Source organism: Streptomyces sp. NPDC127108 (assembly GCF_042677545.1).
Taxonomy (GTDB): Bacteria; Actinomycetota; Actinomycetes; order Streptomycetales; family Streptomycetaceae; genus Streptomyces.
In genome coordinates this window covers 22,826-37,427 of sequence record NZ_JBHXTE010000018.1, presented here as the reverse complement: position 1 = coordinate 37,427, position 14,602 = coordinate 22,826, and the positions used below count along the sequence as shown (strand labels likewise).

The window sequence follows — 14,602 nt, the reverse complement described above, 5'->3', positions numbered from 1 at the left end:
CCTAACCGGCGGCTCCGGCGCGGCGGCGGGCGATCACCCAGCCGACCCCGGCCGCGCCGACGAGCACCAGGACGACCTCCGGCCAGACTCCGGCGCGGGTGGCGGGCGTCAGCGAGGTGCGCTTGGGCACGTCGGCGACCAGGGACTCGGCCGTGAACATCCCGGTGCGCTGCGCGATCGACCCGTCGGGGCGGATCACGGCGCTGACGCCGCTGGTGACGGGCACCATGACGGCCCGGCCGTGCTCGACGGCCCGCACCCGGTCTATGGCCAGCTGCTGGTACGTCATCTGGCTGCGCTCGAACGTGGCGTTGTTGCTGGGCACGGAGAGGACCTCGGCACCTTCGCGCACCTGGTCCCTGACCACGTCGTCGAAGGCGGCCTCGTAGCAGGTCACCGGGCCGACGCCGGTGCCCGCCATGTCGAACACGGCGGGCTCCGTGCCGGGTTGGAAGATCCCGGCGCGGTCGACGTCGGAGCTGAAGACGCGGAAGAAGCCGCGGTAGGGCATGTACTCGCCGAACGGCTGGAGGTGCCGTTTGTCGTAGGTGGCGCCCGGTCCGGTCCTCGGGTCCCAGAGGATCTGCCGGTTGCGGGGCTTGCCGTCCTTGCCCGTGACGACGGCGCCCACGGACACGGGGGCCTTGATGGCCTTGGCGGCCTTGTCGATGACGGCGTAGGCGTCGGCGTTCGCGTACGGGTCGATGTCGGAGGAGTTCTCCGGCCACAGGACGAGGTCGGGCTGCTTGGCCTTGCCCGCCTTCACGTCGGCGGCGAGGCGCAGGGTCTCGCGCACGTGGTGGTCGAGGACGGCGCGGCGCTGGGCGTTGAAGTCCAGGCCCATGCGCGGCACGTTGCCCTGGATGACGGCGACGGTCGCGGTGCCGTGTTCGGCGCCGGTGGCCACGAGCGGCATGGCGGCGGCCCCGGCGACGACGGGTGCGACGGTCAGCGCGGCGGACGCGACGAGCGCGCGGTCACGCGCGCGGGGATCGGCCTTGAGGCGGCGTACGACATCGGCGAGGCCGAAGCCGCAGAGCACCACCGCGAAGCCGAGCAGCGGGGTGCCGCCGAGGGAGGCCAGCGGCAGGAACAGGCCGCTGGGCTGGCTGAAGGCGACCTTGCCCCACGGGAAGCCCTCGAAGGGGAAGCGGGCCCGGGCGGCCTCCCCCGCGATCCACACGCCCGCGGCCCACACCGGCCACGCGGGCAGCCGGGACACGAAGGCGATGCCCAGACCGGTCAGGCCCACGAACAGGGTCTCGGCGACGGCGAGCGCGATCCACGGCAGCGGCCCCACGTCGACGCCCGTCCAGGAGAGGAGCGGCAGGAAGTAGCCGAGCCCCATGAGCAGCCCGAGGCCGAAGCCGGACTTCGGGCGCCGCCCGTGCAGGACGAACCCCAGGACGGCGAACGCGAAGGGAGCGAGCCACCACAGTTCCCGCGGCGCGAAGCTCAGATACAGCAGCACGCCGGAGAGCACCGCCGCCCCGGCGGGAATCAGCCGTCTGCGGATCCGCTCGGCGCGCGTTTCCGGGCCGGGCAGTGGTTCGGTCTGCTCGGACGCGTCGGTGGGAGCGGTGGTGGCGGTCACCCGGGGAGTGTACGGCGCGTCACCTGGCCGCGGACACCGCGGTCCGGGCCGCCCGCACGGCCGCCACGCGGGATCGTTCGGTACCTCCGACGGATCGTTCCTGCGCAAGATCTCCACAATTGGTGGTCGTAGCCGCTAGCGTGTTCCGAAGTCCTGACGTGCGACGAGATCAAGCCATACGGTCGGGGCCGCACAGATCGGGGGCGGCGGGGGTGGGGCGATGAAGGCATCCGCGGCGCCCGCGGCGGCCACGACGGCCGGATGGGCGGCGGAGCGGCGCGGGGGCGTGGACGTCGGCGGCATGGCGATTCTCGCGGTGTGCGCCGCCTGGGCGCTGATCACGACCGGGGTGCGGGGCGGCCGTCCTGACGGAGTGCTGCTCGCGGTCCTCGCGGTGGCGGCCGGGTACGCGGGCGGCCGCGTCGCGGGGGCGTTGCTGCCGGTCGCCGCGCCCTGTGTGGGGGCGCTCGCCGGGGTCGGCCTCGCGGCGGCGGCACCGCACGTCACACCGGGTCCCGTCAGTTCCTCGCCGCTCGGGCCCATCGGCGCCACGGCGGCGCTCCTTGCCCTGGCGGCGGGCGCGGCCTGCTGCGCGGCGTGGTCGGCGCGTGGGGCGGCGCTGCGGGCCGGTCTGCGGGTGTTCGCGGTGGGGATCGTGCTCGCGGCGGCGCTGCTCGGGTCGACGGCCGGGGTGATCGCGTGCGCCGGGATCGTGCTGTGCTCGCTGGCGGCGGCGCTCGTGCGCAGCCGGGGGCTCGGGCTCAGCGGGTTCGCGGTGGCCGCCGCGGTGGTGACGGGGCTCGCCTGGGCCGTCGCGCGCGGGGCGCTGCCGGAGGGGCTGAGTTCGTCCCTGGAGGGGCAGCTCGGTCCGTACCGGGTGCGGGTGTGGCAGGACGCGGAGGGGCTCGTGGGCGCGCATCCGGCGCTCGGGGTGGGTCCGGGGCGGTTCGGCGACGCGGCGCCGGCGGCGGCCGAGGGCGTGCTCGTGGACGACAAGCCGCACTCGGCGCTGCTGCAGCAGGCGGCCGAGCAGGGGTTCGTGGGGGTGGCGCTGCTCGCGGCCGCGTTCGGTTGGCTGCTGTTCGCGCTGTGGCGCTCGCCGTGCCCCACGCAGGTCGTGCTGTCGGCGGGCGCGGCCCTGACGGCGCTCGCGGGGGTGGCGACGGTCGGCAACGCGCTGAGCGTGACGTCCGTGACGGTGGGCGCGGGACTGCTCGCGGGCATCGCCACGGCCCGCCCCCTGCACGAGGAGCCGGACGACGCGGGCCGGGTCAGACCGGCGTACTCCCGGAGAGGCCCAGGCGGTCCCTGATGACGCGGACCGCCGACTCGGCGTTGTCCACGGTCACGGTGAACTTGCGGCCGTCGCCGAGGCTGAGGACGACGCCCTCGCCGCGCCGGACGATGACGGCGGTGCCCTGCTCGGGCCGCCAGCGGTAGCCCCAGCCGCCCCAGTGCCGTGGCGTCACGGCCGGGGCGAAGTCGGCGCCGACGACGTGCGAGAGGGGGATGCGGCGGCGCGGCACCCCGATGTGCCCGCAGCGCACCTCCAGGGAGTCCTTGTCGACCTTCACGGCCACGTGCACGAAGGCGAGCGTGCCGAAGAGGATCAGCAGGCCGACGGCGATGAGGCCGACGATGGACATGATCAGCGGGAGGATGCCCGAGGGCCACAGGGTCTCGACGGCCAGGTCGATGCCCAGGGCGAGACACGCGGCACCGCCGCAGGCCAGCAGCCACTGGCCGCGGTTGCGCGCACGTCCGGTCCAGATCTCGGGGTACTGCTCGGAGCTGACCCGCTCGCTGGGGGCGTGGTCCGTCATGGAATCGAGAGTACTCACCTTCCGGGGCGAAGGCACCGCGTCACCGAGAGGTCACTCCTCCGGTTGAACACCCCGCCCGCCCGAGCCAGGGCGTCGTGGCCGGTGAGGGGCGTGAGGGGGCTGTTCCGTACGCCCGGTGCCGTGCTCCTGTCCCGCCGTCCGGCGGGTCCTGCGAGGCGTCAGGCCTTCAGGAGCGGGTCGGACGCGGCGAGGAGCCGTCCCTCCGCGTACGCGAGCGCGGCGCTCGGGAGCGCGGCCTCACGGCCGCCGAGGAGCACCGTGAGGGTGCCTTCGGCGCCCTCGGTGTCGTACGACGCCTCCGTCCCGTCCTCGGCGTCCACGGCGTCCCGCTCGCGGATCCGGCGCAGCGCCTGTGCGGCGACGGCCTCGGCCGAGCCGCGCAGGACGAGCGGCTTCGCGTCCGGCTGCTGCACGGCGGCGCGGATGCGTTCGGCGACCAGCTCGTAATGGGTGCAGCCCAGGACGACGGTTGTTACATCGGTCGGGGTGAGGGCCGCGGCGGCCGCGATGGCGCGCGTGATGGCTTCCTCGTCGGCCTCCTGCACGGCGTCGGCGAGTCCGGGGCAGGGCACCTCGGTGACGGTGACGCCCGCGGCGAACTCCTCGATCAGGCCGCGCTGGTAGGGGCTGCCGGTGGTGGCGGGCGTGGCCCAGATCGCGACGGGGCCGCCGGTGGCCGCGGCGGGCTTGATCGCCGGGACGGTGCCGATGACGGGCAGCTCGGGCTCCAGGCGGGCACGCAGCGCGGGCAGGGCGTGCACGGACGCGGTGTTGCAGGCCACGATCAGCGCGTCCGGGCGGTGCGCCGCGGCGGCCTCGGCGGCGGCGAGGGCCAACTCCTTGACCTTCTCGGGCGCGTTGCCCCAGGGCATCGTGTCCGGGTCGGAGGAGAGGACAAGATCGGCGCCGGGGTGCAGGCGCCGTACCGCCGCGGCCGCGGCGAGCAGTCCGATACCGGAGTCCATCAGCGCGATCTTCACCCGGTCACCTTAGACGATGAGCCGGACAAGCCCGGCAGGGTGGGGCAGACTGCGGCGGATGAGCGCCGTTGTGTGGATCGCCGCCGCCTCGCTCGCCGCGTGGCTGTGGCTGCTGGTCGGACAGGGTTTCTTCTGGCGCACGGGACACCGGCTGCCGCCGCGCCGGGACCCGAAGCGCTGGCCGAAGGTGGCGGTGGTCGTCCCCGCCCGCGACGAGGCCGAGGTCCTGCCGACCAGCCTGCCTTCGCTGCTCGCGCAGGACTATCCGGGGCACGCCGAGGTGTTCCTCGTCGACGACGGCAGCAGCGACGGCACGGGCGCCCTCGCCCGGAGCCTCGCGGAGCGGTACGGCGGCCTTCCCCTGACCGTCACCTCGCCCGGCGAGCCGCCCGCGGGCTGGACCGGCAAGCTCTGGGCGGTGCGGCACGGCATGACCCTGGCCCGCGCGCGCGAGCCCGAGTTCCTGCTGCTCACCGACGCGGACATCGCGCACAGGCCGGACAGCCTGCGGACGTTGGTGGCCGCGGCCACGACGGGCGGCTACGACCTCGTCTCGCTGATGGCGCGGCTGCGGGTGGCGAGCCTGTGGGAACGGCTCGTCGTGCCCGCGTTCGTCTACTTCTTCGCGCAGCTGTATCCGTTCCGCTGGATCGCGCGGAAGGGCGGGCGGACCGCGGCGGCGGCCGGTGGCTGTGTGCTGCTGCGCGCGGACGCGGCCGAGCGGGCCCGGGTCCCCGACGTGATCCGGCACGCCGTCATCGACGACGTGGCGCTCGCCCGTGCGGTCAAGCGGTCGGGCGGACACATCTGGCTGGGGCTCGCCGACCGCGTCGACAGCGTGCGGCCCTATCCGCGGCTCGCGGACCTGTGGCGGATGGTGGCGCGCAGCGCGTACGCCCAGTTGCGGCACAGCCCGGCGCTGCTCGTCGGGACGGTGGCCGGGCTCGCCGTGGTGTATCTGGCGCCGCCGGTGGCGCTGTTCGCGGGCCTCGCGACGGGCACGGCGAGCGCCGCGCTGTGCGGTGGCCTCGCGTGGCTCGTGATGACCGCGACGTACCTGCCGATGCTGCGCTACTACCGGCAGCCCCCGTGGCTGGCGCTCACGCTGCCCGCCACCGCGTTCCTGTACCTCCTGATGACCGTGGACTCCGCGGTGCAGCACTACCGGGGACGCGGCGCGGCCTGGAAGGGCCGCACCTACACGCGCCCCGACACGACCGCGCCGGAGGAGTCCCGCTCCTAGGACACCCGGAGTTCGGACGTCACTTCCGGCCGGGGGTCCAGTTCATGCCCCAGCCGTAGGCGTAGTCGATGGTCCGCTGCGGGCTCACGCCGCGCTCGGGCACCAGATAGCGGGCCTCGCGCTGGACGGTGAGTTCGCCGCCGTTGTTGGTGATGAGCGCGAGCGCGCAGACCGTGGAGGGCACCGTGCACTCGTCGAGGGAGAACTCGATGGGCGCGCCGTGCTGCGGGGTCAGCGTGACCGTGGCGTTCAGGTCGGCGAAGCTGCGCGCGCCCTCGTAGATGGTCACGAAGATGACCAGGCGCTTCAGTTCGTTCGAGTGGTCGAGGTTGACCGTCAGGTTCTCGCCGGTCGACACGGCGCCGGTGCGGTCGTCGCCGTCGAGGAGGATGTACGGCGGCTGGTGCAGCGCGCCGAAGGCGTTGCCGAGCGCCTGGACGACGCCCTTGCGGCCGTCGGACAGCTCGAAGAGTGCGCACAGGTCGAGGTCGAGGTCCGCGTGCATGGCGACGGCACGCCCGAGCTTGCTGGCCCAGCCCTTGAACTGCTTGCGCACCTCCCAGTTGAGGTTGACGCGCAGCGCGCCCGAGGTGCCGCCCTGCTTGGTCAGCGAGACCGACGGCGCCTCCTTGGTCAGCGTGACCTTGGTGAGGCGCACCGGCTGGGCGGGCGCGGCGGGGGGCGGCGGCGGGGACGCGGGAGCGGGCGCGGCGACGGGGGGCGCGGGGGCGGCGACCGGCGGCGCGGGGGCCGGGGCGGGCGCGGGGGCGGGCGGGGCGGCGGGGGCCGCCTGCTGGGGCTCGTCGACCGTGATGCCGTAGTCCGTCGCCAGGCCTTCGAGGCCGCTGCCGTAGCCCTGGCCGACGGCGCGGAACTTCCACGCGCCCTGACGGCGGTACAGCTCGCCGAGCACGAAGGCCGTCTCGACGGTGGCGTCCGCGCTGTCGTAGCGCGCGATCTCCGCGCCGCTGGCGGCGTCGACGACCCGGACGTGCAGGCCGGGGACCTTGCCGAACGAGCCGCCGTCCGAGGACGCGGCGAGCACCACCGTCTCCACGGCGGGCTCCACGCGCGCGAGGTCGACGACCAGCGTGTCGGTCACGCCGCCGCCCGCGGACTGCTTGCCCTCGTGGCGCACCGCACCGGAGGCGTGCGTCGCCTGGTTGTAGAAGACGAAGTCCGCGTCCGAGCGCACCTTCCCGGAGGAGTCGAGCAACAGCGCGGAGGCGTCGGCGTCGGGCACCCCCGGCCCCGATCCCCATCCCAATTCGACCCGCACCGCGGGTGCCGGCACGGGAACATTCGAACCTTTGGCCATTGACATGTCTGCCCCCATCACAAGTTGCCGGGTCGTCCGGGCCGCCGTTGCGTTCCCGCCCAACCTATTACCTGGCATTCGAAGAGGCGTACACGCGGTCCCGGCAACGCCCCTCGACAGCCCCCGGTCGACCGCGAGTAACCCCTGAGGAACGCGCTATTTACACGATCCGTACGTCGCCACGCGACCGATTTTCCCAAGTTCGCTCGCATTGGGGATCCGCAGCCCCTGCCGACACGTAAAACAACCCTCTTATCGGTCTCCCCAACCAGCACATCAAGGGCTTAACTTATGGAGCATGACCTCCCCCCGCTCCACCTATGGCGGCGGTTACTACTCCGCGCCGTCCTTCCCGGACACCCCGATCTACGACTCGCTGGTCGCCGAGCGGGGCACCCCGCAGATCGCCCCGATCCGGGTCCCCTCCGCGTACGACACGGGCAGCCACCTCCCCGCCCTCCCGGCCGCGCTGCCCGCCCTGCCCTCCGGCCCCTCGGGCTATCCCGCGGCCGCCATGGCCCAGGCGCCCATGCCCACCGCGGCCCACCCGAACCCGGCGTACGGCTACGCGCCCGCCCCGCAGCCCGCACCGCTGCAACAGGCCCCGGCGCCGTACATCCCACAGCAGGCCGGGGCCCCGCGCGGCTACCCCGGACCACAGCAGCAGCGCCCCATGGGGGGTACGGGGTACGAGGCGATGCGTCCCGCGGCGCCCCGCCCGGCCCCGGCGCCGCACGAGGATCCGTACAACCGGCAGTACCGGGGCTACTGATCGGCGGCGGCTGTCGCTGTCAGTGTCCGCTGGCAGGATGGCCGCATGTCGACTTCCGTGCCCGTCTCGATCCACTCGATCCACATCCACCCGCTGAAGGCGGCCGGGGGGCACGCTGCGCGTGAGGCCGTCGTGGAGCCCTGGGGGCTCGCGGGTGACCGCAGATGGGTGTTGATCGACAGCGCGGGCCGGGCCGTGACGCAGCGGCCCCATCCGCGCCTCGCGTCGGCCGCCGTCGAGCCACTGCCCGACGGCGGCATACGCGTGTCCGCGCCCGGCATGGAGCCGCTCGCCGTCGGCGTCCCCGAGCCCGGGGAGACCGTGCCGGTGGAGTTCCTGCGGGACAAGTCCGAGGCGGTGGTGGCCGATCCCGCGGCGGACGCCTGGTTCAGCGCCTTCCTCGACCTGGACGTGCGCCTGGGACACCTGGACGCCCCGGCGACGCGGCGCCCCATCGACGCGGCGTACGGCAGGCCCGGCGAGACCGTGTCGTTCGCCGACGCCTTCCCGCTGCTGCTCACCACGCTGTCCTCGCTGGACGCGCTCAACTCCCTCATCGCGCAGGGCGACCACGCGGACGAGGGCCCGCTGCCCATGAACCGCTTCCGGCCGAACGTGGTCGTGGAGGGCGTCGCGCCGTGGGCGGAGGACGACTGGTCGCGCCTCGCCGTCGGCGAGGTGGAGTTCCGCGTGGCCAGGAAGTGCGCGCGGTGCGTCGTCACGACCACCGACCAGCGCACCGCCGAGCGCGGCAAGGAGCCGCTGCGCACCCTCGCCCGCCATCGCCGCAGCGGTGACCAGTTGCTCTTCGGTCTGAATCTGATCCCGGAATCGACCGGAACCATTCGAATCGGTGACCCGCTGAAGATCCTCGAATGAACGCCGCCCGCGCGGGGAACTCGACCTCGGTGGAAGGACGTTGAAGCCGATGAAGGCTCGGTGAGGCCCGGCTGTCCCACCCACGGCGCGTGGGCGGGGCGTCGGCGGGGTGAGGACGCGCGAGATCGCCCGGGGTGATGTCGCTCTCTCTTCCCGCATTCCGGGCGTGCGCCGTGCCGTTCGCGGCTATCACGGACGCGGAAGGGGGTGCGGGACTGTGCGAGCGATCGCCGGACTCTGGCGCTGGCGCCACAATCCGCTGCGCCGCGGCACCGACCTCGCCGAGGCCTGGGTGGCACTCGCCGCCCTCATGCTCATCGTCGTCGCGGCCCCCGTCGTCGGCGCCGTCGCCGGTGCCATGACGCACGACGCACTGCTGCGTTCGGTCCAGGCCCAGCGCGAGGCCCGGCACAGCGTCACCGCCACCGTCCTGCAGAAGCTCGACCAGCCCCCGCTCGACCCGGACCCCGAGACCTCCTCCGCGCGCGACGCCCACCGCCGGGTGCTCGCCAGCTGGACCGGACCGGACGGCTCGGGCCGCGCGGGCACGGTCGCCTCCGACCTCAAGTCCCCGCACCCCGGCGACCGCTTCCGGGTCTGGACCGACGCCGAGGGCCGCATCGTCGGCCGCCCCCTCGACACCGCCACGGCGACGACCCACGCCGCCCTGGCCGGCCTCGGCGCCGCCCTCGTCTGCGCCGGACTCATCGAGGGCACCCGCCGCGTGATCGTCTGGCGAGCCGTCCGCCGCCGCTACGCCCGCTGGGACCAGGCCTGGGACAAGGCGGGTCCGGACTGGGGCCGGGCGGGGACAGGCGCGTGAGCGAGCGGGGCGCTTCGGGCAGGCGGGTCCTCGGCCTTGGGCAGGCGGGCGCGGGCACTTGAGCGGAGGGGCGCGGGTGCGCTCGGGCGCCGGGCACGCGGACGCGGACACGGGAGCCCGAGGCAGGCAGGCACGAACACCCGTCCCACCCGCGCGAGGAACCTCGCAAGGAACCTTGAGCAGGTGAGACCGCGCGCACCGGCCCGGCCATCAGGTCAACTCCCCCTCCCTCCGCGCGCTACGGTGGACCGGGCGAACTCTTCGGTCTCCTTGCGCGCGGGCGCGAGGTCCCGCGAACTTCGAGGTGGGGGCAGAGCAACTCCATGGCACAGGGCACGGTCCAGGTGACGCACACCGGTACGTCGCGGTGGCGGCGCCGCACAGGCGAGTACGCATCGCTGGCGGCCGCCCTGGAGGCCGCGGGCGACGGGGACGTCCTGACGGTGGCCCCCGGGACGTACCGCGAGAACCTCGTCGTCCAGCGCGCGGTGACACTGCGCGGCGAGGGCTCCCCCGGTTCCGTGCGCATCGCGCCGGTGGACGGGGTGCCGCTGACGGTGCGGGCGGCCGCGCTCGTGCAGGACCTCCATGTGGAGGGCCAGGACTCGGCCGCGCCCGCGCTGCTCATCGAGGACGGCGCCCCGGAGCTGACGGACGTGCGGGTGATGACGCGCTCCGCCGCCGGGATCGAGGTGCGCGGCGGCGCCCGCCCGACGCTGCGCCGCTGCACGGTCGACAACCCGGGCGGCATCGGCATCGGCGTGCTCGACGGCGGCGGCGGGGTGTTCGAGGAGTGCGAGGTCGTCGCCGCGGGACAGTCCGGCGTCGCCGTGCGCGGCGGCGGGCACCCACGCCTGGAGCGCTGCCGGGTGCACCACGCGTCGGGCGCCGGTCTCGCCGTCACCGGTGAGGGCAGCGGCCTGGAGGCCGTCGGCTGCGAGGTGTACGAGATCAAGGGCTCGGGCGTGCAGATCAGCGCGCGGGCCACGGCGCACCTCACGGACTGCGACGTGCACCGCACCACGTCCGACGGCGTCACCCTCGACACCGACGCCGTCCTCACCCTCGCCGACTGCCGCATCCACGACATCCCGGAGAACGCGGTCGACCTGCGCTCGCGCTCGGTCCTGACGCTGACGCGCACCACGGTCCGCGAGTTCGGCCGCAACGGCCTGTCGGTGTGGGACCCGGGCACGCGCGTCGACGCCAACCAGTGCGAGATCCACGACAGCACGGGCGACTATCCGGCCGTGTGGGTCAGCGACGGCGCGACGGCCGTCCTGGAGTCGTGCCGCGTGCACGACGTGCCGGACGCGCTGTTCGTCCTGGACCGGGGCTCGCGCGTCGACGTCATAGACAGTGACCTCACCCAGGTGCGCAACACGGCGGTGTCCGTGAGCGACGGCGCCACGGCCCAACTGGACGACGTGCGCATCCGCGAGGCCGCCACCGGCGCGTGGTTCCGCGACCACGGCAGCGGCGGCGTCCTCGCCGACTGCACCGTCGACGGCACCCAGACGGGCGTGATCGTCACCAAGGGCGCCGACCCGACCATCGAGCGATGCACGGTGACGGCACCGGCCGAGGCGGGGTTCTACGTCTCGGCGGGCGGCCGGGGCAGCCTCACCCGCTGCAAGGTCGTCGGCAGCGGCGGGTACGGCTTCCACGTCATCGACGGCTGCCGCACGACGCTGAAGAAGTGCCGTACGGAACGCTGCGCGCGCGGGGGCTACGAGTTCGCGGAGGACGGGCCGCTCGTCGAGGACTGCACGAGCGACGAGAGCGCGAGCGTGCGCCCGGCCGCACCGGAGCCGGTCACGCAGACGGCCACGCAGTCCGCGGGGCTGCTCGGCACGGTGCCCGCCCGGCCCGAGCCACAGGAACCTGCCCCCGTGGTGCCCGAACAGCGGTCACGCTCGTCGAAGGACGTGCTCGGTGAACTCGACACGCTGGTCGGCCTGGAGAGCGTCAAGCGTGAGGTGCGGGCCCTCACCGACATGATCGAGGTGGGACGGCGCCGCCAGGAGGCGGGCCTCAAGGCGGCCTCCGTCCGCCGCCACCTGGTGTTCACGGGCTCCCCCGGCACCGGCAAGACGACCGTCGCCCGGCTCTACGGCGAGATCCTCGCCTCGCTCGGCGTCCTGGAGCGCGGCCATCTCGTCGAGGTGTCCCGCGTGGACCTGGTCGGCGAGCACATCGGCTCGACGGCGATCCGCACCCAGGAGGCCTTCGAACGGGCGCGTGGCGGCGTGCTGTTCATCGACGAGGCGTACGCCCTGTCGCCCGAGGACTCCGGGCGGGACTTCGGCCGCGAGGCCATCGACACGCTCGTGAAGCTGATGGAGGACCAGCGCGACGCGGTGGTGGTCATCGTCGCGGGCTACACGGCGGAGATGAGCCGCTTCCTGTCCGTCAACCCCGGCGTGGCGTCCCGCTTCTCGCGCACCATCACCTTCGGCGACTACGCGCCCGAGGAACTGCTCCGCATCGTCGAGCAGCAGGCCGAGGAGCACGAGTACACCCTCGGCCCGGGCGCGGGCGAGGCACTGCTCAAGTACTTCACGGCGATCCCGAAGGGCCCGGCGTTCGGCAACGGCCGCACGGCGCGCCAGACGTTCGAGGCGATGGTGGAGCGCCATGCGGGCCGGGTCGCCCAGCTCGGCGCGCCGAGCACGGACGACCTCACCCTGCTGTACTCGGACGACCTGCCTGACCTTCCGGACCTGCTGTAGCTCCGGGCGCCGCCACGGCCTCCGGCTCCTGAGGCCTCGGCCCCGGCACGGCCGGCCGCAGCCGGGCGAGCAGCCGCCCCCGCTCCTCCGCGAACGCCGGGTCCGCCTGGTAGTCGCCGTGCCCGAGGATCGGCGCGGGCAGCGGGTGGGCCTCGGTGCGGCCGTACGCGAGCGGGTCCTTCAGGGGCTCGCGGTCGACCTGCGGGCCGCAGTCGCCGTGCAGCCGGACGGGGCCGCCGATGGGGTCGGTGGGGCGGTGCAGGTTGCGCCAGCAGTCGACCTCGCGGTGCAGGGAGCTGAGGGCGGCGGGGCCGAAGTGCGCGGGGAACCAGCGGCCGTAGAGGCGCTCCAGCGGTGAGCCGTACGTGAGCAGCGCGACGCGTTTGCGTACGGAGGGCAGCAGCTGCCAGGCCGCGGCCGCCGCGAGGACACTGCCCTGCGAGTGGCCGGAGAGGACCAGGCGGCCGCCGGTGGCACGCGTCCAGGTGTGCATGCGCCAGGTCAGGTCGGGCACCGCGCGCTCCGCGTAACAGGGGGGTGCGAAGGGGTGGGCGGCGCGCGGCCAGAACGTGCCGACGTCCCACAGGATGCCGATGGTGCGGCGGGCCGACGGGTCGCGGTAGGCGCGCCGCCCCCAGGTGACGAACAGTATGAAGCCGAGGCCGATCAGCCAGGAGCCAAGGGCCTGCGCGGTCTCCGCGGTGCCCTCGACGAAGGCGGGCGCGCTCTTCGCCGCCTCGCCCGGCACCTCGCCGGTGGCCCAGGCGCCGACGAGGGCCGTCGCGCCGAGCAGCAGCGTCGCGGCCGACGTGACGCCGACGATCTGCGGGACCCGGTCGGTGAGGGCGGCGCCCGCGCGGGTGCTCGCGATGCGGCGGGTACGGGCGGTGTCGGGACGCTCGTCGGGGTAGTCGCGCGGCACCTGGGCCAGCTCCCGGCGCAGCCGCTGGGCGGTGCGCACCGCGAGCCAGGCGCACAGCGCGGCGACGACCACGAGCAGCGGCGGGATGACGGAGGCCTGCCAGGTGAGGAGTGCGGGCGGGCCGTCGATCGAGCCGCCCGCGCCGGGCGAGCCGGACCCGTCGAGCCAGTCGGCGACGCGCTGCGAGCCGCCACCGGACATCACGCCGCCGAGGGCGCAGGCGAGCATGGCGACGGCGGGACCGCCGAGGCCGCGGATGGCGGTGCGGGCGTCCGGGGACGTGCGGTGGATGTGGGTGGCCACCACGGCGAGGGCGAGCACCAGGGCGCCCTGGGCGAGGGTGATGCCGCCGAACGTCGTGTTGCCGGGCAGCCGTCCGGTCGAGGTCCAGCCGGGGCGGGACCACCCGGCGTACAGGACCGAGAGGACGAGCAGCGCGAGGGCGGCGAGGGGCAGTCGGCGCACCAGGGTGCGGTCCAGGCGCCGGTCGAGGTGGTTCTCGCTGCGGCCGCGGCGGCAGACCACCCACACGACGACGGCTCCCGCGGCGACCAGGGCCGACTCCAGGGCCCAGCCGAGGACGTCGAGGACGGCGGGCCCGCCGGACCCCCGGTCGTACCGCGCGGCCGACGCGCCGACGGCGGCGGCGACGGTGAGGAGGCCCGCGGCCGTGTGGGCGGCGCGCAGCCGGGCGACGAGCCTGCGGCCGTACCAGAAGCCGGGCTTGCCCAGGGCGTTGCGGCTGGTCTCCTCCGGGTCCGGCTGGTGCGACAGGGGTTGCTGGGACTCGTACGCGCTCCAGGTGCGGTGGGACAGGTACCAGAGCAGGCCGGTGAGCGCGGCGGGAAGGAGTGCGGCGAGTGCGAGGCGGCGGCCGGGCTGCGACCACCAGCCGCCGCCCCCTGCGGACTCCGGCGCGAGGAAGCCGAGCCAGGAGTGGTCGTCGACGCAGGCGCGGGTGCCCGCGCACTGCCAGGCCGTCAGGTCGATGGCGATCTCGCAGGCGGCGGCGACCAGGAGCACGGTGAGGCTGAGGGCGACCAGGCGCACCAGGAGGCCGTACGTCCGCACGGCGCGTTTCGCGCGGCGGGCCGTGGGCCGCATCCAGTGGGCGAGGTTGACGACCATGAACGGCAGGAGCAGCAGCCACAGGGCGCGGGAGCCGTTGCCGGAGGTGAGGTTGGACCAGACGTAGGCCTCCGGGACCGGCTCGTCGCGGTGGTCCGCGGGACGGGACTCGGCGTCCACGTCGTCGGCGCGGCGGTGGACGGCGGCGGTGCCGTCGCCGGACACGCGGACCGTGCGGGGGTCGCCGAGCATCTCCTCGGGTGTGGTGCCGCCGACGCCGTGGACGAGGAGTTCCAGGGCGATCGGCTCGGCCTCCCCGCCGTGTTCCGGGCGTGCCGTGCGGCTTGGGTCCTCTGGCCGGTCCGGGTGTGCCGGTCCGTCTTTCCGGGCGGTCCGGGCCGCCGTGGCGCGCTCCACTGTTCCGCTT

11 protein-coding genes are annotated in these 14,602 nt (G+C 74.6%); 6 read left to right on the top strand and 5 right to left on the bottom strand.

Going from position 1 to position 14,602, the window contains the following annotated elements; translation table 11 throughout:
* Position 1 precedes the first annotated feature (1 nt).
* Positions 2–1,594: an apolipoprotein N-acyltransferase gene (gene lnt, locus ACFVHO_RS16830; protein WP_385714398.1), complete on the bottom strand. Its 1,593-nt coding sequence runs from the start codon at positions 1,592–1,594 to the stop codon at positions 2–4.
* A gap of 301 nt (positions 1,595–1,895) precedes the next feature.
* Here lnt and ACFVHO_RS16825 point away from each other — a divergent pair, with 301 nt between their 5' ends.
* Entirely contained in the window at positions 1,896–2,906 is a 1,011-nt protein-coding gene (locus ACFVHO_RS16825; protein WP_385714725.1) for an O-antigen ligase family protein, read from the top strand.
* On the opposite strand, the gene ACFVHO_RS16820 is transcribed toward ACFVHO_RS16825, so the two are convergent.
* Both ACFVHO_RS16820 and ACFVHO_RS16815 read right to left on the bottom strand, forming a co-directional pair.
* Positions 2,866–3,417, bottom strand: coding sequence for a hypothetical protein (locus ACFVHO_RS16820; RefSeq protein ID WP_385714395.1), 552 nt, complete (start codon positions 3,415–3,417; stop codon positions 2,866–2,868). The two genes, ACFVHO_RS16825 and ACFVHO_RS16820, sit on opposite strands and share 41 nt — an antisense overlap.
* A 179-nt stretch (positions 3,418–3,596) precedes the next feature.
* The gene (locus tag ACFVHO_RS16815; protein ID WP_385714393.1) at positions 3,597–4,418 is read right to left on the bottom strand and encodes a glutamate racemase; all 822 of its coding nucleotides are present in this window, start codon (positions 4,416–4,418) and stop codon (positions 3,597–3,599) included.
* Between the two features lie 58 nt (positions 4,419–4,476).
* Here ACFVHO_RS16815 and ACFVHO_RS16810 point away from each other — a divergent pair, with 58 nt between their 5' ends.
* Positions 4,477–5,661: a glycosyltransferase gene (locus ACFVHO_RS16810; protein ID WP_385714390.1), complete on the top strand. Its 1,185-nt coding sequence runs from the start codon at positions 4,477–4,479 to the stop codon at positions 5,659–5,661.
* Positions 5,662–5,680: 19 nt separating this feature from the next.
* On the opposite strand, the gene ACFVHO_RS16805 is transcribed toward ACFVHO_RS16810, so the two are convergent.
* The gene (locus ACFVHO_RS16805) at positions 5,681–6,997 is read right to left on the bottom strand and encodes a TerD family protein (protein ID WP_385714387.1); all 1,317 of its coding nucleotides are present in this window, start codon (positions 6,995–6,997) and stop codon (positions 5,681–5,683) included.
* Between the two features lie 280 nt (positions 6,998–7,277).
* On the opposite strand from ACFVHO_RS16805, the gene ACFVHO_RS16800 reads away from it, so the two are divergent.
* From ACFVHO_RS16800 to ACFVHO_RS16785, 4 genes are all read left to right on the top strand, one after another.
* A complete protein-coding gene (locus tag ACFVHO_RS16800) occupies positions 7,278–7,751 on the top strand; it encodes a DUF6643 family protein (RefSeq protein WP_385714384.1) in 474 nt (157 codons plus the stop codon).
* 45 nt (positions 7,752–7,796) lie between these two features.
* Positions 7,797–8,630, top strand: coding sequence for an MOSC domain-containing protein (locus ACFVHO_RS16795; RefSeq protein WP_385714381.1), 834 nt, complete (start codon positions 7,797–7,799; stop codon positions 8,628–8,630).
* A gap of 217 nt (positions 8,631–8,847) precedes the next feature.
* A complete protein-coding gene (locus ACFVHO_RS16790) occupies positions 8,848–9,453 on the top strand; it encodes a hypothetical protein (RefSeq protein WP_385714378.1) in 606 nt (201 codons plus the stop codon).
* A gap of 323 nt (positions 9,454–9,776) precedes the next feature.
* On the top strand, positions 9,777–12,185 hold the full coding sequence (locus ACFVHO_RS16785; RefSeq protein WP_385714375.1) for a right-handed parallel beta-helix repeat-containing protein: 2,409 nt from the start codon (positions 9,777–9,779) through the stop codon (positions 12,183–12,185).
* Here ACFVHO_RS16785 and ACFVHO_RS16780 read toward each other — a convergent pair.
* Positions 12,136–14,592: a hypothetical protein gene (locus ACFVHO_RS16780; protein WP_385714373.1), complete on the bottom strand. Its 2,457-nt coding sequence runs from the start codon at positions 14,590–14,592 to the stop codon at positions 12,136–12,138. The genes ACFVHO_RS16785 and ACFVHO_RS16780 overlap by 50 nt on opposite strands.
* Positions 14,593–14,602 lie beyond the last annotated feature (10 nt).

Bases quoted from the DNA above. Each gene is read 5' to 3' on its own strand.
- ACFVHO_RS16800 (WP_385714384.1), top strand. From the start codon at position 7,278: ATGACCTCCCCCCGCTCCACCTATGGCGGCGGTTACTACTCCGCGCCG.
- ACFVHO_RS16795 (WP_385714381.1), top strand. From the start codon at position 7,797: ATGTCGACTTCCGTGCCCGTCTCGATCCACTCGATCCACATCCACCCG.
- ACFVHO_RS16810 (WP_385714390.1), top strand. From the start codon at position 4,477: ATGAGCGCCGTTGTGTGGATCGCCGCCGCCTCGCTCGCCGCGTGGCTG.
- ACFVHO_RS16825 (WP_385714725.1), top strand. From the start codon at position 1,896: ATGGCGATTCTCGCGGTGTGCGCCGCCTGGGCGCTGATCACGACCGGG.
- ACFVHO_RS16805 (WP_385714387.1), bottom strand. From the start codon at position 6,997: ATGGGGGCAGACATGTCAATGGCCAAAGGTTCGAATGTTCCCGTGCCG.
- ACFVHO_RS16820 (WP_385714395.1), bottom strand. From the start codon at position 3,417: ATGACGGACCACGCCCCCAGCGAGCGGGTCAGCTCCGAGCAGTACCCC.
- ACFVHO_RS16785 (WP_385714375.1), top strand. From the start codon at position 9,777: ATGGCACAGGGCACGGTCCAGGTGACGCACACCGGTACGTCGCGGTGG.